Origin of the sequence: Streptomyces toxytricini, assembly GCF_014649915.1 — a bacterium.
Taxonomy (GTDB): Bacteria; Actinomycetota; Actinomycetes; order Streptomycetales; family Streptomycetaceae; genus Streptomyces; species Streptomyces toxytricini.
The window spans coordinates 80,789-107,188 of record NZ_BMTY01000027.1 but is presented as its reverse complement, the minus strand read 5'-3'; the positions used below and the strand labels follow the sequence as shown (position 1 = coordinate 107,188).

At 74.3% G+C, this 26,400-nt stretch carries 22 protein-coding genes; 10 read left to right on the top strand and 12 right to left on the bottom strand.

Features of this window, described 5'->3' with window-relative positions; translation table 11 throughout:
- Positions 1 to 158 precede the first annotated feature (158 nt).
- Complete coding sequence (locus tag IE170_RS28720; RefSeq protein ID WP_189812381.1) at positions 159 to 740, top strand: hypothetical protein; 582 nt, start codon at positions 159 to 161, stop codon at positions 738 to 740.
- Between the two features lie 118 nt (positions 741 to 858).
- Here IE170_RS28720 and IE170_RS28715 read toward each other — a convergent pair whose 3' ends face one another.
- The 5 genes from IE170_RS28715 to IE170_RS28695 form a co-directional block, all read right to left on the bottom strand.
- Complete coding sequence (locus IE170_RS28715; RefSeq protein WP_189812380.1) at positions 859 to 1,788, bottom strand: carbohydrate ABC transporter permease; 930 nt, start codon at positions 1,786 to 1,788, stop codon at positions 859 to 861.
- Positions 1,785 to 3,131 (bottom strand): carbohydrate ABC transporter permease, encoded by a 1,347-nt coding sequence (locus tag IE170_RS28710; RefSeq protein ID WP_189812379.1) that lies wholly within the window; start codon positions 3,129 to 3,131, stop codon positions 1,785 to 1,787. The genes IE170_RS28715 and IE170_RS28710 overlap by 4 nt, the downstream gene beginning before the upstream one ends.
- Positions 3,132 to 3,139: 8 nt before the next feature.
- Complete coding sequence (locus tag IE170_RS28705) at positions 3,140 to 4,474, bottom strand: ABC transporter substrate-binding protein (protein WP_189812378.1); 1,335 nt, start codon at positions 4,472 to 4,474, stop codon at positions 3,140 to 3,142.
- 112 nt (positions 4,475 to 4,586) lie between these two features.
- The gene (locus IE170_RS28700) at positions 4,587 to 6,269 is read right to left on the bottom strand and encodes a glycoside hydrolase family 13 protein (RefSeq protein WP_189812377.1); all 1,683 of its coding nucleotides are present in this window, start codon (positions 6,267 to 6,269) and stop codon (positions 4,587 to 4,589) included.
- A gap of 258 nt (positions 6,270 to 6,527) precedes the next feature.
- Positions 6,528 to 7,802, bottom strand: a complete 1,275-nt coding sequence (locus IE170_RS28695) for an ABC transporter substrate-binding protein (protein ID WP_189812376.1) — start codon at positions 7,800 to 7,802, stop codon at positions 6,528 to 6,530.
- A 170-nt stretch (positions 7,803 to 7,972) separates the two neighbouring features.
- Between IE170_RS28695 and IE170_RS28690 the strand changes: the two genes are divergently transcribed.
- The 8 genes from IE170_RS28690 to IE170_RS28655 all read left to right on the top strand — a co-directional run bounded on the left by IE170_RS28690 (position 7,973) and on the right by IE170_RS28655 (position 15,899).
- Entirely contained in the window at positions 7,973 to 8,479 is a 507-nt protein-coding gene (locus IE170_RS28690) for a PadR family transcriptional regulator (RefSeq protein WP_189812375.1), read from the top strand.
- On the top strand, positions 8,476 to 9,288 hold the full coding sequence (locus IE170_RS28685; protein ID WP_223855754.1) for an ABC transporter ATP-binding protein: 813 nt from the start codon (positions 8,476 to 8,478) through the stop codon (positions 9,286 to 9,288). The genes IE170_RS28690 and IE170_RS28685 overlap by 4 nt, the downstream gene beginning before the upstream one ends.
- A gap of 2 nt (positions 9,289 to 9,290) precedes the next feature.
- Positions 9,291 to 11,645 carry an ABC transporter permease gene (locus tag IE170_RS28680; protein WP_189812374.1) on the top strand — a complete coding sequence of 785 codons (2,355 nt, stop codon included), beginning with the start codon at positions 9,291 to 9,293 and terminating at the stop codon, positions 11,643 to 11,645.
- 398 nt (positions 11,646 to 12,043) lie between these two features.
- Positions 12,044 to 12,781: a CAP domain-containing protein gene (locus IE170_RS28675; RefSeq protein ID WP_189812373.1), complete on the top strand. Its 738-nt coding sequence runs from the start codon at positions 12,044 to 12,046 to the stop codon at positions 12,779 to 12,781.
- A 294-nt stretch (positions 12,782 to 13,075) separates the two neighbouring features.
- A complete protein-coding gene (locus IE170_RS28670; RefSeq protein WP_229885255.1) occupies positions 13,076 to 13,483 on the top strand; it encodes a TipAS antibiotic-recognition domain-containing protein in 408 nt (135 codons plus the stop codon).
- Positions 13,484 to 13,536: 53 nt separating this feature from the next.
- Positions 13,537 to 13,971 (top strand): VOC family protein, encoded by a 435-nt coding sequence (locus IE170_RS28665; RefSeq protein ID WP_189812371.1) that lies wholly within the window; start codon positions 13,537 to 13,539, stop codon positions 13,969 to 13,971.
- Positions 13,972 to 14,112: 141 nt separating this feature from the next.
- A complete protein-coding gene (locus IE170_RS28660; RefSeq protein WP_189812370.1) occupies positions 14,113 to 15,282 on the top strand; it encodes a tryptophan 2,3-dioxygenase family protein in 1,170 nt (389 codons plus the stop codon).
- A gap of 62 nt (positions 15,283 to 15,344) precedes the next feature.
- On the top strand, positions 15,345 to 15,899 hold the full coding sequence (locus tag IE170_RS28655; RefSeq protein ID WP_229885253.1) for a DM13 domain-containing protein: 555 nt from the start codon (positions 15,345 to 15,347) through the stop codon (positions 15,897 to 15,899).
- Between the two features lie 26 nt (positions 15,900 to 15,925).
- Here the strand turns inward: IE170_RS28655 and IE170_RS28650 are convergent, their stop codons facing one another.
- Together IE170_RS28650 and IE170_RS28645 are read right to left on the bottom strand one after the other, a co-directional pair.
- The gene (locus tag IE170_RS28650; RefSeq protein WP_189812369.1) at positions 15,926 to 17,212 is read right to left on the bottom strand and encodes a phytase; all 1,287 of its coding nucleotides are present in this window, start codon (positions 17,210 to 17,212) and stop codon (positions 15,926 to 15,928) included.
- Positions 17,213 to 17,355: 143 nt separating this feature from the next.
- Positions 17,356 to 18,357, bottom strand: coding sequence for a GNAT family N-acetyltransferase (locus tag IE170_RS28645; RefSeq protein ID WP_229885251.1), 1,002 nt, complete (start codon positions 18,355 to 18,357; stop codon positions 17,356 to 17,358).
- Between the two features lie 1,036 nt (positions 18,358 to 19,393).
- On the opposite strand from IE170_RS28645, the gene IE170_RS28640 reads away from it, so the two are divergent.
- Positions 19,394 to 20,275: a 2OG-Fe(II) oxygenase gene (locus tag IE170_RS28640; RefSeq protein WP_189812368.1), complete on the top strand. Its 882-nt coding sequence runs from the start codon at positions 19,394 to 19,396 to the stop codon at positions 20,273 to 20,275.
- Positions 20,276 to 20,363: 88 nt separating this feature from the next.
- Here the strand turns inward: IE170_RS28640 and IE170_RS28635 are convergent, their stop codons facing one another.
- From IE170_RS28635 to IE170_RS28615, 5 genes are all read right to left on the bottom strand, one after another.
- Positions 20,364 to 20,954, bottom strand: coding sequence for a hypothetical protein (locus tag IE170_RS28635; RefSeq protein WP_189812367.1), 591 nt, complete (start codon positions 20,952 to 20,954; stop codon positions 20,364 to 20,366).
- Between the two features lie 116 nt (positions 20,955 to 21,070).
- The gene (locus IE170_RS28630) at positions 21,071 to 22,522 is read right to left on the bottom strand and encodes an amino acid permease (protein ID WP_189812366.1); all 1,452 of its coding nucleotides are present in this window, start codon (positions 22,520 to 22,522) and stop codon (positions 21,071 to 21,073) included.
- A 125-nt stretch (positions 22,523 to 22,647) separates the two neighbouring features.
- Positions 22,648 to 24,720 carry a SpoIIE family protein phosphatase gene (locus IE170_RS28625; protein WP_189812365.1) on the bottom strand — a complete coding sequence of 691 codons (2,073 nt, stop codon included), beginning with the start codon at positions 24,718 to 24,720 and terminating at the stop codon, positions 22,648 to 22,650.
- 135 nt (positions 24,721 to 24,855) lie between these two features.
- Positions 24,856 to 25,167, bottom strand: a complete 312-nt coding sequence (locus IE170_RS28620; protein WP_189812364.1) for a hypothetical protein — start codon at positions 25,165 to 25,167, stop codon at positions 24,856 to 24,858.
- A gap of 154 nt (positions 25,168 to 25,321) precedes the next feature.
- On the bottom strand, positions 25,322 to 26,305 hold the full coding sequence (locus IE170_RS28615; protein ID WP_189812363.1) for a proline dehydrogenase family protein: 984 nt from the start codon (positions 26,303 to 26,305) through the stop codon (positions 25,322 to 25,324).
- Between the last annotated feature and the right edge of the window lie 95 nt (positions 26,306 to 26,400).

The window sequence follows — 26,400 nt, the reverse complement described above, 5'->3', positions numbered from 1 at the left end:
CCCGCCCAGCAGCTCGACACCTGGAAGAAGCACTACCTCGAAGGCAACTGGACCGCCCTCATGAACGGCACCCACCCCTTCTGCCCGTGACATCCCGCCACATCCGACCCCCGACCGACAACCGCCCGGGCCGCACGAGGACCGGCAGGAGAAATGCCATGCACATGCGCTCTTGGAAGTTCCGACTCGGACTCGTCGTCTCCACCGCCCTGATCGGTGCCGGCGCCGTGGCACCCGCCGCCTCGGCAGCCCCGGTGAAGGCGCCCGCGACCGCGACGGCGGCCCCCGCGCCCGGTGACAGCGGCTCCACGGGCAACCGCGGTCTCGGCCTCGGCCAGGTCATCGGCAAGGGCAAGACGGGCGCCGGCAACGTCAAGATCGGCAACGGGACCGTCCAGGTCGGTGACGGCGTGTGCGTCGGCAACTGCAACGGAACCGTCAACGGGACCAACGGCGGCAACGGCGGCGTCTGCGTCGGCCGCTGCAACGGCAGCGCCAACGGCGGCAACGGCACCGACGGCGGTACGGGCGCCAACGGGACGAACGGCGGCAACGGCGGCGTGTGCGTCGGCTCCTGCCACGGCAGCGTGAACGGCGGCAACGGGGGCAACGGCGGGGCGGCCCCGCCCGGCGGCGACGGCGGGAACGGCGGCAGGGGCGGCAACGGCGGCGTGTGCGTCGGCGCCGGCTGCCAGACCAGCGGCCGCGGCGGCAACGGCGGCAACGGGGGCGCCGGCTGACCGCAGGAGCCCCGCCCCGGCCGCGCGGCCCGGGCGCACCGCATACGGAAGGACCGCATCGCACGGCGATGCGGTCCTTCCGTATGCGGTGGGCGGGCTGCCCCTCCCCCGCCGGGCTTCACTTCACCGAGCCGGCCATCACGCCCTGGACGAAGTGCCGCTGGAAGGCGAAGAACACCACGAGCGGGACCACCAGGGACAGGAACGCTCCGGGCGCGAGGACGCCGATGTTGCTGCCGAACTGGCGGATCTGGGACTGGAGCGCGACCGTGAGCGGCTGGGATCCGCTGTCCGCGAAGAGCAGCGCCACGAGCATGTCGTTCCAGACCCAGAGGAACTGGAAGATGGCGAGGCTCGCGATGGCGGGGCGGCCCAGCGGCAGCACGAGGCGGAAGAAGATCCGCCACTCGCTGCCGCCGTCCATCCTGGCGGCCTCCAGCATCTCGCGCGGGATCTCGGCGAAGTAGTTGCGCAGCAGGAAGATCGCGAAGGGGAGCCCGTAGGCGACGTGGAAGAGGACGACGCCGGCGACGGTTCCGAACAGCCCGACCGCGCCCATGAGTTTGGCGACCGGCAGCAGCCCGACCTGTACGGGGACGACGAGCAGGCCGACGACCACGAGGAAGATGCCGTCCCGGCCGGGGAACTCGAGCCAGGCGAAGGCGTATCCGGCCAGCGCCGCGATGCCGACGACCAGGGCGGTCGCGGGTACCGAGATCAGCACCGTGTTCCCGAAGGCGGTCGCGATGCCCGAATCGGCGAGAAGGGCGGTGTAGTTGTCGAAGGACAGCTGCGCCGGGTCGGCGAGCGCCGTCCACCAGCCGCCGGAGGCGTTGTCCTCCTCGGAGCGCATCGAGGACAGGAACAGGCCGGCGAGCGGGGTGATCCACACGAGCGCGACCAGGACGAGCAGCCCCTGGACGAGGCCGCTGCCGAGGAGGCGGGTTACGCGGTTCCGGCGGGGCGGCCCGGAAGGGGCCGCGGCCGGGCGGGCTGCCGCCGCCTCCTGAGGGGTGGGGCGGCGCTCGATGGTGCCGTGGCTGGTCATGTTCCACTCCTTCGGAACCGCCGGATGTTGAAGACCATCGCCGGGACGACCAGCAGGAGGAGGACGATGCTGAGGGCGCTGCCGAGGCCCTGGTCGTTGCCGCCGCCGAAGGAGACCAGCCACATGCGGGTGGCCAGGACGTTGGCCTCTTCCTGTACGGGGCCGGGGGCGATGATGTAGACGAGGTCGAAGACCTTCATCACGTTGATCACGAGGGTGACGAAGACGACGGTGAGGACGGGCGCGAGCAGCGGCACGGTGATCTTGCGGAAGATCTGGCCCTCGCTGGCGCCGTCCATCCGTGCGGCCTCCAGGGCGTCGCGGGGTATGGCTGCGAGTCCGGCGCCGATGAGGACCATCGCGAAGCCGGTCCACACCCACAGGTAGGCGCCGATGACGGCCGGGGTGATCAGGGCCGGGCCCAGCCAGTCCACGCCCTGGTACGGGGCGGCGAAGTTGGCCGCGGGCAGGCGGACGGTGTACTCGCCGGGGGCGAGTCCGGCCAGGCGGAACGTGCCGTCGGCGGCGGCGGTGGCGGTCGCGGCGACCTCGCCGCCGCGTACGGCCTCGACCTTCATCCCCGGCAGGCCCTTCTCGCCGGGGTCGACGGTGCCGGGGGTGCCGGCGCCGCCCGGCGCGAAGTCGAGGTAGACGGTGCCGGTGATCGCGTCCGTGCCGCCCGGGGTGTCCGCGGGTGCGGAGGCGGGCTTCGCGGCCGCGGGCAGGGCGTCCGGGCCGACCCCGACGAGCCCGAGGCCGACGGAGCCGCCGGGGCGGACCGTCCGCTCGGTGCTGTACGGGCCGCCGGGGGCGCCGGCCAGGCCGTGGCCCTCGCGGGCGCGGGCCGTGGGGTAGGCGGCGGTGTCCTCGAAGGTGTCGTGGATGCCGACCGCGACGGCGTTGAGGACGCCCCGGTCGGGGTTCTGCTCGTAGGCGAGGCGGAAGATGATCCCGGCGGCGAGGAAGGAGACGGCCATCGGCAGGAAGAGCACCAGTTTGAAGGCGGTCGCCCAGCGCACCTTCTCGGTGAGGACCGCGAGGACCAGGCCGAGGCCGGTGAGCAGGGTGGGGGCGACGACGACCCAGATGGTGCTGTTGCGGATGGCCTTGAGGGTCGCGGGGTCCTGGAGGATCGCCGCGTAGTTCCCGGCCCCGACGAACCGGTCGCCGCTGGCGTCGAAGAGGCTGCGGCCGAAGGAGAAGAACACCGGGTAGACGACGAGCGCGCCGAGCAGGAGCAGCGCCGGCAGGACGAAGGCGACCGCGAGGCGGCGCTTCCTCGCCAGGGCCCGGCGCCGCGGGTCGGCCGCGGCGCGGGCGGGGGCGGTGGCGGTGGGAGCCATGGAGGGCCTCAGTTCCCGTAGGCCTTGGCGGCTTCGGCCTCCAGCTTGGCGGCCGTGCCCTGCGGGTCCGAGGGGTCGCGCAGGAAGTCCTGGAGGATCTTCCACTCGCCGGCGCCCTTGGTGCCGCCGAAGGCTGCCGGCGCCTGGTCGGACATGTCGAAGCGGACGGAGTCGCCGGCGTCGACGAGGGAGCGGGCGGTGCTGCGGGTGGTGTCGTCGGCGTAGGCGGCGGGGTCGACCTTGCCGTTCGGGGAGAGGAAGCCTCCGGCGCCGGCCCAGACAGCGGCCGCCTCGGGACCGGCGAGGAATTCGAGGAGTTCCATGCCGGCCTTGGGGTTCTTGCCCTGCTTGAGGACGACGGCGGCGTCGCCGCCGCTGACGACGGGGGCCTTGCCGCCGTCGACGGCGGGGAACGGGAAGAACTTGGCGTCCTTGCCGGGCGTCTTGCCGAACTGGTCCTTGGCGACGCCGCCGACGAAGTCGCCCTCGTAGACCATGCCGGCCTTGGGCTGGGGGCCGAAGACGTGCTCGACGGAGGTGGGGAAGTCGGTCTGGAGGGCGGTCTGGGCGCCTCCGGCGACGAGCTGCTTGTCCTTGAACAGCTCGCCGAGGGTGGTCAGGGCGCGTACGACGCTGTCGTCCGTCCACTTGATCCGGTGCTGGGCGAGCTGGTCGTACTTCTCGGGGCCGGCCTGGGAGAGGTAGATGTTCTCGAACCAGTCGGTGAGGGTCCAGCCGTCCTCGCCCGCTATGGCGAAGGCCGGGCGGCCGGAGTCGGCGAGGGTTCGGCCGGCCTTCAGCAGGTCGGCGTAGCTCTTGGGCTCGGTGACGCCGGCCTGGGTGAAGGCGTCGGGGGCGTACCAGACGGTGGACTTGTGCGCGGCCTTGAAGTAAAGGCCGTAGTAGGTGCCGTCGACGGTGCCGTAGTTGCGCCACACGGGGGCGAGGGTGTCGCCGGCGGTCTTGGCGGCCTCGTCGGACAGGGGCTGGAGCCAGCCCTCCTTGGCGAACTGCTTCAGGACGCCCACCTGCGGGACCATCACGACGTCCGGCGCGTTGCCGCCTTCGATCTTGCTGCCGACGAAGGTGGAGACGTTGTCGCCGGAGGGGACGAAGACGGTCTTGGCGCCGGTCTTGGCGGTGAAGGCGTCCAGGACCTTCTTGAAGTTCTTCTGCTCGCTGCCGGTCCAGACGCCGGCGACGGTGACGGTCTGGCCGCTGAGCTCGCCGCCGCTCGCGGGGCCGGTGGTGCCGCCGCCGCAGGCGGTGGCGGTGAGGGCGAGGACGAGGGCGGTCGCGGCGGTGAGCGCGGTGCGCCGGGCGGTCTTGGCGGGTCGTCGCATGACGGGGTCCTTTTCGAGGAGGCCGGGCTGAGGACGGTGGAGACGGCGGGGATTCAGCGGAGGGCGAGGCGGCGGGGACGGCCGGCGGGGAGAGGGCCGCCCCCGCGCCGGTTCAGGGGGCCGGGAACTCCCCCGTCCACCAGGCGGCTGTCGCCGCGGGGAGGACGCCGTCCGGGCAGGGGCCGCTGGCCAGCAGCGGCGCCCCGGGGACGGGGGCGGGGACCGGCTCGGTGCCGAAGTTGACGGCGCAGACCAGGCCGTCGCCGCGGGCGACGGCGAGGACCTGCGGCGGGGCGTCCAGCCAGCGCAGGGTGCCGTCGCCGAGCTGGGGCAGGCTGTGCCGCAGCTGGAGGCCGTCGCGGTAGAGGTGCCAGAAGGAGCGGGTGTCGGCGAGCGCGCGGTCGGTGGCGTGCTCGGCGAACCACGCGGGCTGCGGCAGCCACGGCCGGGCGCCGTCCGCGGCCTGGGTGAAGCCGAACGGGGAGGCGTGCCCGGACCAGGGCAGCGGTACCCGGCAGCCGTCCCGGACGTGCTTGCGGCTGCCGGTGCGGCGGAAGATCGGGTCGGTGAGGACCTCGTCGGGCAGGTCGAGGACCTCGGGGAGGCCGAGCTCCTCGCCCTGGTAGACGTACGCGGCCCCGGGCAGGGCGAGCATCAGCAGGGCGGCGGCGCGGGCGCGGGCGGCCCCCAGGCCGCTGCCCTCGACGCCCGGCTCGCCGGCGTAGCGGGTGACCGTGCGGACCTGGTCGTGGTTGTTGAGGACCCAGGTGACGGTGGATCCCGTCCCGGCGATGTCCCGCATCGCCTCGGTGATCGTCGAGCGGAAGGCGTCCGCGTCCCAGGGGGCGCTGAGCAGGTCGAAGAAGAACGCCTGGTGGAGCTCGTCGGGGCGGACGTACTCGGCGTGCTCGCGGGCGGTCGGCACGGACACCTCGCCCACGAGGAGCCGCTCGTGGCCGTCGCGGGCGGTGTACTCCTCGCAGACGGCGCGCCAGCGGCGCCACACGCCGTGGACCTCGGGCCGGTTCCAGGCGAGCTGGTTGACGGCGTCGCGGGCCCGCTCGTCGGCCTCGGGGTCGTCGGAGTCCGGCAGGTCCGGGTGCTTGAACAGGCCGGCGGCCACGTCGATGCGGAAGCCGTCGACACCGCGGTCCAGCCAGAACCGCAGGATCTGCTCGAAGTCGTCGCCGACGGCCGGGTTCCGCCAGTTCAGGTCGGGCTGCTCGGGGGTGAACAGGTGCAGGTACCACTCGCCGGGGGCGCCGTCCGGGCCGGTGGTCCGGGACCAGGCGGGGCCGCCGAACATGGCCCGCCAGTTGTTCGGCGGCTCGGCGCCGTCCGGGCCTCGGCCCGGGGCGAAGTGGAAGCGGGAGCGGGCCGCGCTGCCGGGGGCGGCGGCGAGCGCCTCGCGGAACCAGGGGTGCTCGCTGGAGCAGTGGTTCGGAACGATGTCGAGGAGGACGCGCAGGCCGAGGCGGCGGGCGTCCGCCATCAGCCGGTCGAACTCGGCGAGGTCGCCGTAGACGGGGTCGACGCCGCAGTAGTCGGCGACGTCGTAGCCGTGGTCGTGCTGCGGCGAGGGGTAGAACGGGCTGAGCCAGATGCCGTCGACGCCGAGCTTCCTGAGGTAGGGCAGCCCGGCCCGGACGCCGGCCAGGTCGCCGATGCCGTCCCCGGTGCTGTCGAGGAAGCTGCGGACGTAGACCTGGTAGATCACCGCGTCGCGCCACCAGGCATCGCGGGCGGCGGCTGAGCGGGAGGGGAGGCCGGAGTCGGCCGGAAGGGTGCTGAGCATCTCGCGTCGACCTGTTTCTGCTGAATGCGAGAGCGCCCTGATCAGGTGCGCTGTTATGCATGCATGTTAAGTAGCGGCGACCGGAAGGTGTCAACGGTGTGTCGCAAAACTGGCTGCCAACTAGGGGGTTTCGTCCCTTTATCGGACTCGATGTACCGCGCGACACACGAAGGGCGCCTACCTAACATGTAGGTAGACGCCCTGGAGGAGGTGCGGATGGTGGTCAGTGCCGCCCGCGTGCCGTGCAGGCCGCCCGCGTCAGCCCTTGCGGGTGAGCGCGTCGAGCTCGCGCGCCAGCCGCGCGACGGCCTGCTCGGGTGTCTGCCGCAGCGCGAGCAGGTCCTGTGCAACGGCCTGCACCGCGATGCTCACCTGGTCGTAGCGCGGGCTCTTGGGCCGCGGCACCGCCGACAGCACGCTCTCGCGGAGCGTGGGCAGGTACGGGTACGTGCGCACCAGCTCGGGGTCCTCGTACAGGGCGGCCCGCACGGGCGGCAGCGCGCCCTCGGTGAGGACCTTGCGCTGCACCGGTTCGCTGGTGAGGTAGGAGATCAGGTCCGCTGCCGACGCGGGGTGCCGCGAGCGGCTGCTGACCGCCAGGTTGGAGCCGCCGAGGACGCTGGTGCCAGGCCCGTCGGGCCCGGGCAGCGGCACGACGCCGAAGCGGCCCGCGACCTTCGAGTCCGGCGCGCTCGCCTCCGCGTACACGTACGGCCAGTTCCGCAGGAAGAGCAGCCGGCCGTCCTGGAACGCCCGCCGGGACTCCTCCTCCTTCCAGCCGAGGGCGTCGCGGGGGATCCAGCCCTCCCGCACGCCGTCGGCCAGGAACCGCAGGCCGGCCCGCGCGGCGGGCGAGTCGACTGCCACCCGCGCGCCGTCGTCGCGCAGGACGGCCCCGCCGGCCGAGTGCACGGCCTCGGTGACGTTGACGGTGAGCCCCTCGTAGGGCAGGAACTGGCCCGCGTAGCCGTCGAGCCCGTGCCGCGGGGCGACCTCGGCCGCCTGCCGGGCCAGCTCCGCCCAGGTGCCCGGCGGCTTCTCGCCCTCCCGGTCCAGGACGTCCTTGCGGTAGTAGAGCAGACCTGCGTTGGTGACGTACGGGACCGCGTACAGCCGGCCCTCGAAGGTGGCCGTGTCGACCACCGGGCGCAGGAAGGACTCCAGCGGGAAGCGGCCGCGCGGCAGCGGGGCGATCCAGCCCGCGGCGGCGAACTCGGACGTCCAGGCGACGTCGATGTTGAGCACGTCGAAGCGGCTGCTGCCGGACCGCAGTTCGCTGGTCATCTGGGCGCGGGTCTCGTCCGCGGATTCGGGCAGCTCGACGAGGGTGACGCGCTCGCCGGGGTGCTGCTCGTTCCACTCGTCGAGGAGCGGGGAGAGGTAGTCGGTCAGGTCGCCGGCCGTCGCGAGCGTGAGGGGCCCGCGGGCCGGCGCGTCCGCACCGGCGCCGGCGTGGGCGCCGAAGCCGGAGTACCCCGCGAGCACCACCGCCGCGGCCAGGAGAGCCCTGCCCGCGGCACGCATCCACCGCACAGGTTCCTCCCAGTACACGATCCGGCTGCGTCGCCGACCAGTACGGCCTATATATACCCGTTAGGCATGGGCGATACTAGACGCCCAGGCAGGGCGGGGCGGGCGGCGGTGCCACCGGACCGCTGCAGGGGTCATCGGTCGCCTACGGTGCGGGAAGGAGGGGGGAGCGCGTGCGTCTGCCGCTCCTGGCACTCCTGACCCGCGGCCCCGCCCACGGCTACGAGCTCAAGCAGGACCTTGAGAAGCTCCTGGGCGCCGCGTACCCTCAGCCGAACGTGGGCCAGATCTACGTCACCCTCGGCCGGCTGGAGAAGAGCGGTCTGATCGAGGGCGAGGACGTCGAGCAGTCGGGGCGGCCCAACAAGCGCACCTACCGGCTGACGGACGCCGGGCGCGAGGCCGTGCTCGCCTGGTTCGAGGACACCGCCGAGGAGCCCCGGGTACGGGACGAGTTCTTCATGAAGCTCGCCCTCGCGCCGCAGTCGGGGATGGCCGATCCGATCACGCTGATCAACCGGCAGCGGCGGCAGTACCTCAACACCATGCGGGACCTGTCGAAGCTGGCCGCTTCCGAGGACCGCGACAACAAGATCTCCCAACTGCTGATCGAGGGCGCAATGCTGCACCTCCAGGCCGACCTCGACTGGCTGGAACGCTGCCAGGAGGAGCTGGAATGAGCGACGACGCCGCCGGCGGCGCTCCTGCCGCGCCCGGACCGACGCCTGCACCCGAACCCGCGCCCGCGCCCGCGCCGATCGTGCGCGCCGAGGGCCTGACCAAGACGCACCACGGCGAGGGCGCCCCCGTGCACGCGGTGCGCGGGGTGGACCTGACCGTCCGGCCGGGCGAGTTCGTCGCGGTCACCGGGCCTTCCGGGGCGGGGAAGTCCACGCTGCTGCACCTGATCGGCGGGCTCCAGCGCCCCGACGGCGGGAAGCTGTGGATCGGCGGGCAGCGCGTCGACACCTTCCGCGAGGCCCGCTGGGCGGTCCTGCGGCGCCGCAGCATCGGCGTCGTCTTCCAGTTCTTCAACCTGGTCTCCAACCTGACCGTCGCCGACAACGTCGAACTGCCCGCCCTGCTGGCCGGCGCCTCCCCGAAGGCGGCGCGGGACTCGCGGGCCGAGCTCCTGGCCGAGCTGGGCCTGGAGGGCCGCGAGCGGGCGATGCCGGGCGAGCTGTCCGGCGGCGAGCAGCAGCGGGTCGCGCTCGCCCGCGCGCTGGTCAACCACCCCGCCCTGCTCCTGGCCGACGAGCCGGCCGGCAGCCTCGACAGCAAGGGCACCCGCGAGGTGCTGCGCCTGCTCTCCCGCTTCCACCAGCGCGGCCAGACGATCGTGATGGTGACGCACGACGCCCGCATGGCCAGCGCCGCCGACCGCGTCATCAGCTTCTTCGACGGGCGCATCGCCGACGACGCGCAGCTCGGCGGCGGGCGCCGCGAGAAGCCCGGCGGCGTCTCCCGCGTCCTCGACCTGAAGGAGTGACCGTGCGGGCCACGCTGCGCTGGGCGCACGCCGACTTCCGCGCACACCGCGGCGAAGCCCTCTTCGTCGTCCTCGCCAGTGCCGGGATCATCGCCTCGCTGCTGCTGGCCGGGGCCCTGTTCGGGTACGCCGCGAACCCCTGGCAGCGGATCTTCAACCAGTCCCATGGCGCCCACGTCTGGCTGCACACGCGTCCCGCGGCCGACGCCCCGGCCGGCGCGGACGCCGCCGACGCGGAGGCGCTGTCCGGGCTGGACGGGGTCGCCGCGCTCTCGGGGCCGTTCCGCACGGCGGCAGCCACCGCCGAGTCGCGCGGTACACGGGCCGGGCTGACGCTGCGCGCCGCCGGGGCGGAGCCCCCGCACACCGGCCGGCCGCTCGTCACCGCGGGCGGCTGGCTGCCGACGGCCGAGGACGGCGGCCCCACGGCCGGCTCCGTCGTACTGGAGCGGTCCCTCGCGCGGGCGCTGTGGGCCGAGCCGGGCGACACCGTGCGCCTCACCGGGCCGGACGGCGCACCGCACGCCCTGCGGGTGGCGGGGATCGCCGAGACCGCCGAGACCCGCTACCGGCCCGGCGGCGCGGCCGGCCTCGGCTGGGTGTCCCCCGCCACCCTCGACGCGGTGGCGGGCGGGCAGGTCGGGCAGAGCGTCGGGCTGCGCCTGGCGGATCCCGCCGACACCGACTTCACCGTGCAGCGCGCGGTGACCGTCCTCGGCGCGGACCGGGTGGCTCAGGTGGCCAAGTGGCAGCAGGCCCGGGCCGAGGCGGGCGGGGACGACCGGCTCCTCGGGCAGGTCTTCGCCGTGTTCGGGGTGGGTGCGCTGCTCGCTGCGGCCCTCGCCGCGTCCGGGGCCATCGCCGCCCGGGTCCGGGGCCAGCTGCGGGACATCGCCGTCCTGAAGGCCGTCGGGTTCACGCCCTGGCAGGTGACCCGCGGGTTCCTCGTGCAGCACCTGGCCTTCGCCGTCCTCGGCGTGGCCCTCGGAACGGCCGCTATCGGTTCGCTGGGCGCCCGGATACCGGGCCGGATCGGGGAGGCCGCGCAGGTGTGGCCGGACCTGCCGGGCCACACGGCGCTGATGATCGGCATCCCGTGCGGTGCGGTGCTGCTGATCGCGGCCGCCACCGGGCTGTCGGCGTGGCGGGCCGGGCGCGTGCCGCCGGTGCCGGTGGCGCGGGCGGCGCTGCCGTCCGCGGCGCCGATGACGGCGCTCGGCCGGCGGGCGCTCGGCCTGCGGGTGCCGCCCGCACTGGTGCTGGGCTGGCGGGCGGCTTTCCCGCGGCGCGGCAGGACGCTCGCCGCGGTGTCCCGGCTCGCCCTGCCGCTGGCGCTGGTCACCGTCGCCCTCGTCGCGTGGTCGACGCTGGACCAGTTCCGCAGCCGGCCCGCGCAGGTCGGTCTGGCGACCGCGCTCACCGTACGGGCCCAGCAGCCGGCAGGGCCGTCCGACGCCGAGGCGGAGCGGATCCTCGCGGCCGTGCCCGGCGTGGCTTCCGTCCACCCGGGCGCCGAGATGGCGGCGCTCGTGCCGGGGCAGACCGGCACGATCACGCTTCGCGGGCTGGGCACGGCGGGCGAGCCGTACCCCTCCGCGGTGGTGGAGGGCCGCGCCGCCGGCGGGCCCGACGAGGCCGTGGCCGGGCAGGGCCTGCTGGACCTGCTCGGGGTGCGGGTCGGTGACTGGGTGCGGATGACCGTCGCCGGGCGGCCGCAGATCCTCCACGTCGTCGGCCGGACCATCGAGCCGGAGTCCGGCGGCCGCGTGATCACCACGACGATGGACGCGCTGCGCGAACGGGACCCGCAGCTGCGCCCCGACCACCACGCCCTGGTGCTGCGCGACGGCGCCGACCCCCGGGAGGTCCGGGACGCCGTCGACCGCGCGGCGGCCGGGACGCTGGAGGTCCGGCAGGCCCCGAGCCCCGTCGAGGGGCTGGAGCCCGCCCGCGCGGTGATCGCCGCCCTGGTCGGGGTGCTGGCGCTGATCGGGCTGACGGAGGTGCTGACGCTGGTCAGCACGGGCGTCCGCGACCGCGGCCGGGACCTGCTGGCGTTGAAGGCGATCGGGCTGACGCCCCGGCAGATCAGCGCGACGATCGTGACGGCCGCAGGGCTGACGGCGCTGGCGGCCGCCCTGGTGGGGACGGCGGCGGGCGCCCTCTGCGGCGTCCTGCTGGTCGACCTGCAGGCCGCGTCGAGCGGTGTCGGCGCCGGCATCGCCCGCCTGCCGCAACCGCCGGTCCTGGCGGCGGTCGTGGCCGCGGCGGTCCTCGGCGCGGCGGCCGCGGCCGCCCTCCCGGCGACCCGCACGGCCCGCCGGCGCCTGGCGGACTCCCTCAGCGAAACCCTCTGAAACCCGGCACCCCCCGCATGGTTCCGTGACATACGTCACGGCGCCCCGGCAGGCCGCACCGGCCCCTTCACCGCACCGAGTGATCGACATATCGCGTTTTGTCCGGTTTGGCGGCGACATTCCCCTCTCTTGCGGAAAAGGAATTCGCGGTGGTCGGCCCCCTCGCCGGGACTGCACTGTTCAGAGCGGTTCCTGGCAGCCCATCAGGCCCTCCTGAAAACCCCGCCCACGGTGCCATACATGATCGGCGGCGTATTTCAAGCGGCGTTCCGGATCTCCTCCGGAAATGGGCCGGTGGAACTTGCCAGCGCGTTGCCGGACTTCTGAGAATGGCGACTCCTCCGGCGCCGGGTTCCGTCACCGCCGCCGGAAGCTTCGCGATCACCGAATGAGGTCACATGCAGAAGCACCGGAAGAAGAAAACGCACTACAGGAAAATAGCCGTCGCCGTCGGCGCCGTGGGAATCCTGGGCGTGCCGACCGCGGCCATGGCCTGCTTCGACACGCAGGACGCGCCCCGCCCCCGGGCCGCCGAGCGGTACGAGTCCCGCGCCTGGCAGCACACCGCCGCCGAGGCCGCCCCCGCGGCGCCCGAAGCCCCCGCGGCCCCCGTCGTACAGGACGCGCCCGCCCCCGCCGCGCCCGTCGTACAGGAGCCGGCCCCCGTACGCGAGGCCCCGGCGCCGCCGCCGGCCGCGCAGCCGGAACCGCAGGCCCCGGCCGCGCCCGAGCCCTCCGCGCCGACCGCCGCACCCGACTCCGGCGCCGCCGCCCAGATCCTCGCGCTCGTCAACAAGGAGCGCGCGGCCGTCGGCTGCCCGGCGCTCACCGTGAACGAGCAGCTGACCAAGGCGGCCCAGGCCCACAGCGAGGACATGGCGAGCCACTCCACCATGTCCCACACCGGATCCGACGGGTCCGACCCGGGCCAACGCATCACGCGAGCCGGATACGAGTGGCGCACGTACGGCGAGAACGTCGCCTACGGCTACAGCACCGCCGAGCAGGTGATGCAGGGCTGGATGAACAGCCCCGGCCACCGGCAGAACATTCTGAACTGCGCCTTCAAGGAAATCGGCGTCGGCCTCGCCCAGCCGAACCACTACTGGACGCAGGATTTCGGCGCATCCCGCTGACGGCCTCGCCCACACGGCTCTAAACGGTTCCGGTTCCGATTCCGGCGGCGCAAGGCACAGTGCCCCGCCGATCCCCCGGGATCAGCGGGGCACACGCCATTGCGAATCCCGGGGATTCCCGCGCAAACCACTTCGCAGCGGCCTCGCTGCCCGTTCAGGAGTCGATGGGCAGGATCCGGGCCAGGCCTGCCCGGGAAATGGTTTGCCGCCCCGCCGGCTGTGTGTCAGCGTTCGGCCGGAACCGTCGTTGATCATCAACGGCGGTCGATGCCGACAACGATGGGAACCGGTGCCGTGGGGAGCAGTTACGAGGACGCGTGCCGCCGGTCGTTGGCCGAGGAGCAGGCGAAGAGTCTGGCCGAGACCGATGACTGGGAGCATGTGGACCGGGAGCGGGTCCACCAGGACTGGGACGTCCTGTACCGGGAGATCTCGGCCCTCCTGGACGGCGGCTCCCAGCCCGGGGACCAGCGGATCCAGGAGCTCGTCCGCAGGCACTTCGACATCGCCTGCCGGTTCTACACCCCTTCCAGGGAGGCGTACGTCGGCATGTCGCTCTTCTACGCCGAGGACGAAGCCATGCGGGCGTTCCACGATGCCTACCACCCTGGGCTCGTGGAATTCCTGGGCGCCGCGATCAAGGTGTTCGCCGAGCAGGGGAGCGGGTTCGCCCCCAGCGCAGGGGCCGGGGCTTCGGCGTAGTGGTCGTCCACGGGGCGGCCGAGACGTCACCGGGCGGCCCGTAGGCTGGCCCGATGCCAGCGATCAAGAAGTTTCAGGTGACCTTCGACTGTGCGGATCCGGAGCGGCTTGCCCGTTTCTGGTGCGAGGTGTTGGGCTATGTCCCGCAGGCGCCGCCGGAGGGGTTCGCCACGTGGGAGGAGTTCGGGCGGTCCCGGCCGGGCGGCGAGCCCGTCGCCTGGTTCTCGTGCAGCGACCCCTCGGGTGTGGGACCGCGGCTGCTCTTCCAGCGCGTCCCCGAGGGCAAGGTCGTGAAGAACCGGCTGCACCTCTGTGTGCGGGTCGGCACCGGGCTCGTCGGGGAGGAGCGGCTCGCCGCGCTCGAAGCCGAAGGCGCGCGGCTGGCCGCTCTCGGTGCGGTCCGCGTGCGGCTCATGCTCGCCGACGAGGAGAACGAGTCCTGCATGGTGATGCAGGACATCGAGGGAAACGAATTCTGTCTCGACTGAGCACTGCCGGCCTGCCGGTCGGGCTCGTTGTCAAGCCACGAGAAGACGAGGCCTGACCGGTCGGCTTGCCGTGTCGCCTAATCGAAGTCTCCCCACTCCCGCCGACCGGCGGGGGTTCGACCCGGCGAGGAGACGAGCCCGATGACGACGCACTGCCTCACCCACCGGTTCACCGGCGACGGGATCCACTTGGCGCAGCGGGTGACGGAGGAGGTGCGCCGGACCGGGAAGCACTTCCTACCGCAGCCCCTCCTGGAGCGCCTCGGCGCCTTCCGGGCGTGCCCGTCGACGTCGGGCAGTCCGTTCGTCCGGGCGTTCCTGGACTGCGTCCTCGACAAGCACGACGGCGTGTACGGGAACCGCACCTACCTCGCACTGCCCGTGCTGGAGCTGGTCCTGGAGGGGGCGGGCGGCGCGCCCGGCCCGGACCGCCTGGCCACGCTCCTCGTCGCCGACGTCGCACGCTTCGAGATCACGACGGCGGTCGTGAGCGGGGACCGCTCGGACCGGGATCCGCCCGATCCGGCCGTCCTGCGCAAGCGGCTGCGGCACGCGCTGCGGTTCGCCGCCCCTGACCTCGCCGACGCCGTCGGCCCCTCCCCGGCGCAGTGGAGCGGGATCGCCGATGCGCTGCCGAGGCCGCCCGCGACGGAGGCCTGGCGGTGGTTCGACGTGACCGTGCAGCCCGTGTACGTCCTGCACGACGAGTACTTCTTCATCCGCGTGCTCCAGACGCACGAAATGCTATTCACGGCGATCGCCGGCGAGGTCCGGTCGGCCGTCGGGGCGCTGCGGGACGGCCGGCCCGCCGGGGCCGCGGAGCACGTGGACCGGGCGGCCGCCCTGTTCGGCCGGGCCTCCGCGCTGTTCCGGCTCGTCGCCACGATGCGCCCGGGGCACTTCTCGTCCTTCCGCCGGTTCACGCAGGGCGCCAGCGCCATCCAGTCCGAGCAGTACAAGCGGTTCGAGGTCCTCTGCGGGACGCCGCCCGCCGCCCGGCTGGCGTCGGCCGCGTTCGCGGACGTCCCCGCGGTACGGGCCGAGGCGGAGGACGCCGACCGGGACACCCTCACCCGCGCCTACCTCGACCTGCGCCGCAGCAGCGGCATCGACCCCCGCGGGTGGAGCCTGCTGCACGGTGCGATCGGCCGGCTGGAGGAGCGGCACCAGCGGTGGAAGGCCACCCACCGGAGCATCGCCGCGCGCATGCTCGGCAACGCGAGCGGTTCGGGCCACACCGACGGCGTCCCCTACCTCGACGGCTGCCTGCGCAACCGGCTCTTCTGGCAGCTCGACCAGCCGGCCGCCTGATGCCCCCGGCGCGGCGGGTAGCCTTGCGCCACGCGCTGTGATGCATACGGAGAGGACGTCCCATGCCGGCTCTGGGGAGCGGAAGGCGGAAGATGCTGATCGGCCTCGTGGTCGTCGGCGTCGTCGCCGTCGCGTTCGGCACGTACTGGTTCCAGCCGTGGAAGCTGTGGACGGACCGCACCCTGCGCGAGGCCCTGCCGAGCGCCACGGCCGCCCCCTCCCCCACGGCGGGCGCCGGGACCGCGCCGCCCGCCCCGGCCGGCCCGCGGACCGTGGCGTCCGGCTCGTTCATCAGCCACGAGCACACCACCACCGGGTCGGTGAAGCTCCTCCGGCTGGCCGACGGCTCGTACACGCTGCGCCTGGAGGGCCTGGAGACGAGCGACGGCCCGGCCCTGTACGTGTGGCTCGCCGACGCTCCGGTCAAGGAGGGCCGGGACGGCTGGCACGTCTTCGACGACGGCGAGCACGTCAGCCTCGGCAAGCTCAAGGCCAACAAGGGCGACCAGAACTACCCCCTGCCGGCCGGGACCGACCCCGCCCGGTACACCAGCGTCAGCATCTGGTGCGACCGCTTCGACGTGTCGTTCGGCGCGGCGACCCTCGGCACGGTCTGAGGGCCGGCCCGCCGCCGCGGCTCCTGTCAGTCGAGGGCCTTGCGGACCTCTCCCAGGTCGACGAACTTGAAGCCGGTGGCCTCGCGGTCGCCGTCGCCGGGGGTCTCCCGGCCGTCCTGGACGACCAGCAGCCCATTGGGGTAGCGGGCGCCGAGCGGTGCGTTCAGGGCGGCGGCCCCGTCGCAGGCCTCCGAGCCGTCGAGGGCCGCCGAGGCCGCGGTGATGCGGAAGGAGCCCTCGTACTCGTTCGCGTCCGCCGGTTCCCGGTCGTAGGCGACGAACCGGTCGTCACCCTGGCTGGAGGCCAGCAGGTGGCCGTCGCCCCCGGGCTCCGTGACCAGGGTCAGGCCCTCGACGTCGGCCGACAGCTGCCTGCCCCCGTAGCCGGGGTCGGCGCCGGGCGTGCACTCCTCGGTCTCCTCGTCGTAGGTGCCGGGGATCCCGTACTCGCGGACCTTGTCCATGAGCCGGGCGGGACCGGTGAGATCGGCTTTGATCCGCCAGATGCCGACGTCCTCCTGCCCGGCGTACAGCGTGCCGTTCGCGGGGTCGACGACCATGCCCTCCACCTGCGGCAGCTCGCCGGGCTCCGCACAGGGCGTCCAGGAGGTGCCGTTCGGCAGCCGGAAGGACGACGGCAGGTCGAGGGTGCGGACCTGCCGGTAGTCGACGGTGCCGACGGGGGTCGGCAGCAGTTCGAGCAGGGCGATGCTCGTGCGGTTGCGCCGGCTGACGAGCGCGTAGGACCGCCCGGTGCTGCGGTCGGTCCACGTGGCCAGGCCATAGGCGGTGGCCTGTTCGTTGACCTCCTCCTGCCCGGCGGAGAACACGGGCCGTGCTGCGGGGTCGGTGACGTCCGTGAGGGGGCCGCCCGGCCGGTCGCGGTCGATCCGGTAGATCCTCAGCCGGTCGTTTCCGCGGTCGGTGACGACGGCGACGTCGGCGCGCGCTCCCGCGAGGCGCAGCCCGTGCACCAGGTCGACGTTGTTGAAGCGGCCGGGCGCGTCGCCGGCGCCGGGACCGGCCGGGGCGGGGACCGACTGGAGCTGCCGGGCGTCGAGGCCGTAGACGCGCAGCCCGCCCTGCTTCGCGGTGGCGATCACGAGGCTGCGGCCGGGGTCGGCGGCGTTGCGCCAGATCGCCGGGTCGTCCGCGTTGGCGTCGCCGCCCGGCCCGTCGTCGAACAGGGCCGCGGTCTCGGCCTTCGGGTGCACTTCGCGGACGCCGTGGGCCTCGGCCGGCAGCGACAGTGCGGTGGCCAGGACCGGACCGAGGACGAGCGCGAAGGCCCGGCCCGCAAGACGTGTCGTCATGTTCCCTCCCCTGTGCGGGGGTTGCATCGTCGTGGACGGTCACACTCTCGCGGCCGGATGGGCAGTGCGGGGGGCGGACGGGCGACCGGCAGGTGAATTCGCCGTGGTGCCCCGGCGCGGTCCCGCCCGCCGCCGGGGCGGAGTCACACCGGGCGGCTGAACTCCTGCCGGTTCGCGATGCCCCGGTACCCGGCGCGCAGGAACGCCTTCGCCATCGCGGTGTTGGCCGCGTCGCAGTCCCCGCGGATCTCGGTCGCACCGTGCGCGGCGAGGATGCGGGTGGCGCGGACGACGGCCGCTGCGGCGTATCCCTTGCCGCGGTGGGCGGGGGCGACGCCGACGAAGCCGATCACGGCGACGAGCGGGTTCTCCGCGGGCAGGCTGATGACGGCCGGGGTGCCGTCGGCGGCGTCGTGGCCGATCTCCCACCACTCGGGTTCGTGCTTCAGCTCGGCGGTCTCCTCGAAGAGCAGCTCGGCGGCGCGGCGTGCGCCGTGTTCGCGGACGTCGGCGGCGAGGCGGGCGTCCTCGGTGTCCGTGAGGAGGTCTTCGAGCAGGGCGACGAACGGCTCCGGTCCCAGCTCGGCGAGGGACCGGAAGACGAGCGCCGGGTCGTCCGGGGGGAGCCGGTCGCCGGTGTGCGGGCCGGTGTGCAGGCTGAAGCGGCGGCCGTCGCGAATCTGCCGGAACCCCGCCTGCCGCAGCAGGCAGGCCCGGCGCTCCGGGTCGCGCTGGAACTGGGGGTCCTGCGCGGGCGCGTCGAGGACGTGCTCCAGGGCGGTCGCGCCCAGCTCGGCGGCGAGGCCGGCGGCGGCTTCGAGGAGCGCGGCCGCGGTGTCCGGCTCGTCGCCGGGGGCTTCGAACAGCACGACGGCCAGGGGAATCCGGTGGCCGGGGAGGGTCCACAGGACGACGCTGCCCACGGGCCGCCCGTCACCGCCTTCGGCGACGAGGCACCAGGCGGGGCGGGTGCACCCGCTGTCGAGGAGCCGGGCGAGGTAGGCGCGCGTCGCGGCGTTCCGCTCGGGGTCGCCCGGGTGCTCGACGAGCGCGGGCAGTTCGCCGGGGCGGGCCGGGCGCACGGACCGGGCCGCATGGCCGGCGGCGGATCCGGCGGGGGCGGGCTGGGCGGGGGTACGGGTCACGGAGTGCCTTGTCGGTCAGGCGACGGGGCGGTGCTGACGGGCGACCCCGGGGTCGGTCCGGCGGATCAGGGCCGGGTCCGCGGCGTCCGGCACGGCACCTCGCCGCCTTGCCGACGGGCCCGACCAACGCGACCCTCCGGCGCCTTGCGATGCACCGCACCGGACGCCGCGACCCGTCCGGCCCTGATCCGCCGAACGAACCCTAGCCGCCTGACACACCGTCGGCCAAGGCGCCCGACCGTCGGTGTCACGTCCGCACGGGATCGGCCCGAGGGCGGCGGGTGCCGCGCCGCCGCACTCCGGCGATCGCCACACCGCCCCCGGGGGAACCCCGCACGACACCGGCCGCACGCCCGCGGCCCGCCCCGCCGGCGGGAGACCGCCGGTGACCGCCGTGGCCGCCACCGGGCACGTCCGCCTCCCTCCGGAGGCCCGCGACCGGCCCGGCCCCGCCGCCACTGACGCCCGGAGCGCGGGCTGACGGCCTGTCGTGGCCGGCCGAGGCGCTGTTCGCGGCCGGCCGTCCTCGCGGCCGGCGGCCGGCTCGTCGAGGTCCTGCCGTCGGCCGACTACCGGGAGGGCATGGTGGCGCCCCCCTGCGCGCCGAGTTCGACCGGCTGCGCGCGGCGGCGTCCGAGGTGCGGACCCTGCCCTGCCGGCGCGCCTCGGCGCACGCGTACGGGGCGGCCGGGCGCCTGCTGCTGTGCCGGGCGGACCTGCTGGTGGCGGTGTGGGCCGGCCGGCGCGGGCGCCCGGGCGGCACCGCCGACACCGTGGCCGCCGCCCGCGCCGCCGGGCTGCCCGTCACAATCCTCCGGCCCGGGGGCCCGGCCGCCGCTGACGCCCGGAGCGCGGCGGGGCGCGTCCCGGGTGCTGCGGGTGCCTCCGGCGGGGGTGGATCCGGGGGGTCGGCGCCCGGGGTGCGCGGCGAGCGCCCGGCGCGCACCGGGCCGCGGGGCCGCCGGGGACGCGTACCCCCGTGCGCCCCTGTGTGCCCCTGCGGGCGGAGCCGGAGCGGCCCGTACCGTTCGGGGCCATGAGCGGATACGCGATGGAACCGGCCAAGCCGACGAAAATCAGCTTCCAGGCTCTGCCCCCCTCCGACCGGTGGTCCCCCTCGCTCGTCGTCCCGGCGCCCGTCTGCCGGTTCGAGGGCTTCCTGGGCGCCGAGCGCGCCGACGCCCTCCTGGAGTACGCGATATCCCGGCAGGACGACTTCCGGGCCGGCACCGTGCGCGACCCCCTCACCGGCGAGGTGTCCCGCAAGGGCCGGGACTCGCTGGTCCTGCCCGTGGCCAGCGAGGTGTTCAGCGCGCACCTGGCGGACTGCCTGCCGCTCGTGCAGGAGGTCCTGGGGCGGCGGGCGGTCCTGGACCGGTCGGTGACGGTCCTGACGGCGCACGGCGAGGGCGGGCACTACGGCATCCACACCGACGCGTCCCGGGTCCGCGACGTCGGCACCGCCCTGTCGGCCGTCTACTACCTGCACCGCAGGCCTCGCGGCTTCGGCGGCGGGCGGCTCCGCCTGTACGACACCGTCGTCGACGGCGAGGGCGGGGCGCGGCCGGCGGAGACGTACCGGACCGTCGAGCCGGAGCACGACACCCTCGTCTTCTTCCCGTCCTGCGCGTTCCACGAGGTCGTCCCCTCGACCTGCCCGAGCGGCCGGTTCGAGGATTACCGCTTCACGCTGACGACGTGGATCTCCGACCGGGAGCCGGCGCCGGGGGCGGCCGCCCCGCGGGAGGCGGCCGGGTCCGGCCCGTGGCAGTGGATGGCCCGCGCGGCCGAGGGTACGCGCCCGCTCGGGGAGCACGGTCGGGACCACGACGGGGCGCACCCCGTCCCCCTGCCGCCGCCTGGCCCGGCGGCCCGCCGCCTGGCCCCGGGCCCGCGAACGGCGCGGCACGACGGCTGACGGCAGACCCGCCGGCCGCCGTGAGCCCGTGGCCCCGTGCCCGCGCGTGCGGCTTCCGCCCGCGCGGGCACGGCCGTGGCGGCGCGGGCTACTCCTCGACGTCGACGTGCATGTTGAAGCGCACCCCGGCGATCTTGACGAGGAGGTTCCCCTGGACCTTGCGCCGGGCGAGGGTGGCGCCCACGCTGCCCTTGCCGAGGGCCGCCTTGTCCTGCGGGGGGTGGCTGACGAACCCGGTGAAGACGCCGCCGCCGGCGAGCTGGGAGGCGGCCCGCCACTCCTCGCGCAGTTCCTCGTACGCGGCGGGGTCGAGGGGGGAGCCGCCCAGGCCGAGGTTCACGCGCTCCCCGCCCACGTAGGCGGCGGCGCACTGCTTGAGGATGACGGGGACGAGGGTGTCCTTGAGGGCGTAGTGCTTGGCCACGGCGGCGAGCAGGCCGCCGGGGTCCGCGTCGAGCCTGGCCTGGCGCGCGTCGCGGGCGCCCGCCTTGAGCAGCCGCTCCTTGTCCTTGTCGATGGCGTTGTGGGCTTCGGTGAAGCCGTACTTCTCGTTGCGGGCGATCCCGATCGTCGTCTGCCAGTCCCTCGGTTCGACCCACTCGGGGTCGAACCCGATCGAGGCGCAGTACTCCAGGAGGTCCTTCTCGGCTTCGGCTTCGCTGCCGGCGTACTTCGGCATGCATCCCCCTCCTCGTGGCGGAGCCACCAAGGTCCCACGCGCGGCCGCTCCTGTCAGGCGGTTCGGACGACGTGTGAAACCCGTGGCGAAGAGGGGTCGTCGGGGTTCCCCGCGGGCTATGCGGGCGGGCGCCGGTCGCCCGCTCCGGCCTCCGGCTGCGTCTTGGCGAGGTTCGAGTGCCGGTAGGAGTAGCCGAGGTAGACGATCAGCCCGATGAGGAACCACAGCGCGAAGCGGAGCCAGGTCTCCACCCGCAGGTACGTGATCAGCCAGAGGGAGGCGATGACGCCGATGGCGGGCGTGAACGGCATCAGCGGGGTGCGGAACTGCCGCGGCAGGTCGGGGCGCCGGTAGCGGAGCACGATGACGGAGGTGCACACGACGGCGAACGCGAGCAGGATGCCGATGTTGGTGAGCTCGGCGGCCTCGCCGATCGGCACGAACCCGGCGATGAGCGCGGAGCCCACGCCGACGATCCAGGTGACGCGCGTCGGTACGTGCCGGGTCGGGTGCGTCTTGGCGAACCAGTGCGGCAGGAGGCCGTCGCGGCTCATGGAGAACCACACGCGCGTCACACCGAGCATGAAGGTGAACATCACCGTGAGGATGCCGATGATGGCGCCGACGGCGATGATGTTGGCGACCCCGTCGAGGCCCACGGACTGGAACGCGGTGGAGAAGCCGCTCTCCGGGTCGATCTCGGTGTAGTTCTGCATGCCCGTCAGGACGAGGCAGGCCAGCACGTACAGCACCATGGAGATGGCGAGCGAGTAGAGGATCGCCTTGGGCATGTGGCGCTGGGCGTCCTTGGACTCCTCGGCGGCGGTGCTCATGGCGTCGTAGCCGAAGACGGCGAAGAAGACGGTGGCCGCGCCGGTGATGGCTCCGCCGACGCCGAAGGGGAAGAACGGCGTGTAGTTGGCGGTGTCGATGTGGAAGAAGCCGACGACGATGACCAGCAGCACCACCAGAACCTTGAGCACGACGACGACAGTCTCGAAGCGTGCGGCGTTCTTGATGCCGAGGGTGAGCAGGTAGGCGGTGAAGAGGCACAGGACGGCGGCGATGAGGTCGACGCGGTGGCCTTCCCCGGTGCCGGGCGCCCCCAGCATCCAGACGGGCAGGCTCGTGCCCGTCGCCTCCAGGAGGAAGTTGAAGTAGCCGGAGATGCCGATGGCGACGACCGCGACGATCGCCGTGTACTCCAGCAGCAGGTCCCAGCCGATGAACCAGCCGGCGATCTCGCCGAGGACGGCGTACCCGTAGGTGTACGCGGATCCGGCCTTCGGGATCAGGCCGGCGAACTCGGCGTAGGAGAACGCCGCGGCGGCGCTGGCCACGCCGGCGATGAGGAAGGAGATGAGGACGGCGGGTCCCGCGGTGCCGTTGGCGACGGTGCCCGCCAGGGTGAAGATGCCGGCGCCGATGATGCCGCCGACGCCGATGGCGGTGAGCTGCCACAGGCCGAGCGTGCGCGCGAGCTGCTCGCTCGGGGCACCCTCGGTCTCGTCGATGTGATCGATCGGCTTGCGGCGCAGCACGCCCTGCCCCATCCGCGGCCTCGCCATGGGCGGTCCTTTCCTTCGGAACCCGACGGGCGCTCATCATGGCGGAGCCGCACCACGGGCGGAACTAGGCGCTCCGGGAAATGGCCGACGGTGAGCCGTCCGCGGCGCCGTGCGCCGTCAGCCGGTCAGGGGGGTTCGATGCGGGCGATGAGGAGGGCGATGTCGTCGTCGGCGGAGGCGGGGACGAGGCGGGCCAGCAGGCCGTCGGCGAGTCCGGCGAGGGTGGGGTGCGGTTCCTCGGAGAGCGTGCGGGTCAGTTCGGCCAGCCGTTCGTCGATGTCGCTGCCGCGGGCCTCGATGAGTCCGTCGGTGTAGAGGACGAGGATGCTCCCGGGCTCCACCGTCAGGTGGGTGGTGGTGTATCGGGGGTGTCCCACGCCGAGCGGCGGGTCGGGCGGTACGTCGAGGAGCCGTGCGGCGCGGCCGGGGGCGAGGAGCGCGGGCGGCGGGTGCCCGGCGCGGGCCACGCTGCACCGGCCGGTCGCCGGGTCGGTGACGACGTAGCACATGGTGGCGAGCATCGGCTCGGCCAGGTCCTCCAGGGCGGCTTCGAGCTGCCGGAGCAGTTCGGGCGGCGGCAGGTCGAGCCGGGCGAGCGCCCGGACGCTGGCGGAGAGCCGGCCCATCACGGCGGCGGCCGCGGTGCCGTGGCCCATGACGTCGCCGATGAGGAAGGCGGCCCGGCCGCCGGGCAGCCGCAGGACGTCGTACCAGTCGCCGCCGACCTCGTTGACGTCGCTGGCGGGGAGGTATCGGTGGGCGACCTCCACGCCGGGCGGCGCGGAGATGTACTGGGGCAGCATGCTCCGCTGGAGGGTGAGCGCCGTGTCGTGCTCGCGGTGGTAGAGGCGGGCGTTGTCGATGCCGACGGCGGCCCGGGCGGCCAGTTCGGAGGCGAGGGTGACGTCGTCCGCGGCGAACGGGCCGAACGGGCCGGTGCGGTAGAAGCCGGCGACGCCGAGCACCGTCTCCCGGGCGACGAGCGGCACCATCATCACGGAGTGCACGCCGAGGGCGAGCAGGCGGGCGGGGCGGCTGGTGTGCCGGCTTGCCGGGGCGATGACCTCCTCGTTCAGGCGGGGCACGACGAACGGCCGGCGGGCGGAGAGGGCCTGTGTGTAGGGGGCGGTGTAGGGGAAGGTGAGGGTGCGGCCCAGCGGGGCGAGGACGTCGATGACCGGGGAGCCGGTCAGGGGCGCCTTGCCGAGGCGGCGCAGGGCGGTGCCGCCGGCGAGGCCGCTGCCGGTGTCGTCGCCGCGGGCGAGGGAGTCGAGGACGTCGACGGTGACGGCGTCGGCGAGGCGGCCCACGGCGAGGTCGGCGAGTTCCTGGGCGGTCCGCTCCACCTCCAGGCTGGACCCGATCCGCATGGACGCCTCGCTGAGCAGGGCCAGGCGGCGCCGGCCGGCCTCGGCCTCGACCTGGGCGTGCTGCTTCTCGGTGATGTCGAGGAGGGTGGCGACGACGCCGATCGGGCGGCCGGCGGGATCCTCGACCCGGACGTACGAGCACGACCACACGCGGTCGCGGTCGGGGCGGGCGGGCGTGCGGCCGGTGCGCCGCAGGTCCAGGATGGGCAGTCCCGTCTCCAGGACCTGCCGCATCGCCTCCTCCATCTCGTGGGCGTTGACCTCCGGGAGCAGCTCGGTGAGCCGCCGCCCGACGTGCGCGGCCTGCGACAGGCCGTTCATCTGCTCGAGGGCCGGGTTGACCTGGAGGAACCGCAGCTCGGTGTCGAGGACGCCGATGCCGACCGGGGAGCGGGTGAAGAGGCCGTCCCACACGGCGGACGAGCCGCGGATGCGGCGGGCGGCGTGCGCGTCGGCGGCGAAGACGAGCAGCGCGGACGGGCCGTGGTGCTGGTCGGGCACGGGGCAGGCCCAGATCTCCAGCTCCAGGGGGTGCCCGTCGGCGTGCCAGGCGGTGACGGTGCCCATGACGCCGCGCCGGTTGGTGGCGGCCTCCCACAGGGAGCGGCCGAGGGTGCGGTCGACGCCCGGGTGCAGCAGGTCGGCGATGTGCCGGCCCATGACCTGCTGGGGGCCGTAGCCGAGGAGGTCGGCGGCGGCCCGGTTCCAGCGGACGATGGTGCCGTCGGCGCTGGTGGCGACCTGGGCGATGGGGAGGGCCCCGAGCCACCCGCCGGCGGCCTGCGCGGCGCTGCTGACCAGCCCTTCCATGCCGGCGGGGTCGCTCATCGCCCCGTGCCCCGGCCGCGCCGGCTCCGCGGCGGCTCCGTCGTCTCCACCCCTCCATGGTCGCCCGGCCGGGGCGGGGCCGCTCTCCGTGCCGGACGTCCGGTTTTCAACATCGGGGCCGCTCGGCGGCGCGGGTCAGCCGCGGCCGCCGTCCTGCTCCTCGACGTCGCAGTCGATGTAGACCGGCGGCCTGGTCAGCAGCTGCGCCATGTGGGAGGCGAACGCGTCGGTCTCGGGGGCGCGGCTGTTGGCCATGGCGGTCTCGTAGGAGTCGAAGCCGACGACGGCCAGGTGGCGGTTGGGGTTGGCGCGGTCCTTCAGCAGCAGGCGGCTGACCGGGCCGGTCTGCCGGCCCTCCGACCGCGCGCGCTCGTCGTAGTCGTGCAGCAGCTTGCGCACGTCCTCGATGCGCTCCGTCTCGAAGTCGATGATCTGGACGAACTGCATGCCGGGCCTCCCGGAGGGTTGCGGTGCCCCGCGCGGGTGCGGGGCCTGCCGGCACCGAGTGAACACCGGCGGGCCCGCCGGGGCGGTCGTCCGCGCCCGGCGGGCGGCACGATCCACCGACATGGCCGAGGCTCCGCCGGGCGGGCGGCGGCCGTCAGGAGGCCGCGTCGACGACGGCGCGCAGGAGGCGCTGCGGGTCCTCGGCGAGGCGGTTGCACACGTAGAGCCACCACTCCGTGCCGAAGACGACGTACTCGCGGGTGGGGTGCCCGAGCCGGGCCATCGCGGCGAGGCGGTCGGGGCCGAGGCCCAGGAGCGTCTCGAACTCCCAGGGTGCGTCGGGGCGGCCTGATCCGCCGAGCCGCTCGTCGAGGCGGCGCAGGAGGTCCCAGTCGTGGGTGGCGAAGGAGCACAGGTGCCCGGCGTCGGCGATGGCGTCGGCGAACTCCAGGTACCGGACGCCGAGTTCGGGGGACTCGCGGGGCAGGGCGACGGCCTCCGGCTCGGCGAAGGCGCCCTTGACGAGGCGGACGCGGCCCGGTCGGGCCAGGACGCGGGGCAGGTCCTCGCGGGTGCGGTGCAGTCGGGCCTGGAGGGTGATGCCGACGTGGTCGTACGTGGCGGTCAGCCGCTCGTGGAGGGCCAGCACGGCGTCGGTGCGGTCGGCGCCCTCCGCCGAGACGACCATCTCGCGGCCGGTGTCGGCGGTGGCCCGCGCGATGCGGGAGGCGTTGGCGAAGGCCAGGTCGGGGTCGACGGCGAGGCCGATGTGCGAGAGGTCGAGGGAGACCGAGCAGCCGGGCGGGAGCCGGTCGGCGGCTTCCACGAACACCTCGGTCTCGGCGGTCGCCCGCCGGGGGTCGCGGCAGCTCTCGCCCATGTACTCGACGTTGGCGCGGTGGCCGGCCGCCAGGACGGCGGCGGCGCGCCCGCAGGCGTCGTCGAGGGTCTCGCCTGCGACGAAGCGGCGGGCCACGCGGCGGGCCAGGGGGCCGAGGACCGGATCCGCCGGGACGCGCCACTTCAGGTCCTCGTCGAGGGCGAGGCCGCGCAGGACCGCGGCGGCCGCGGCGGCGATGTCGGAGGGGTGTGAGGCGGCGGAGGGGTGGACTGGGGATGTGGGAGCGGTGGTGGTCACGGTGCGCCTTGCGGTCGGGGGCGGGCGCCGGGGTGCGGCCCCGGCGGCGGGTCGGCCTCCAGCCTTCCAGCCGGCCGTCGGCGCGGAACAGTGGC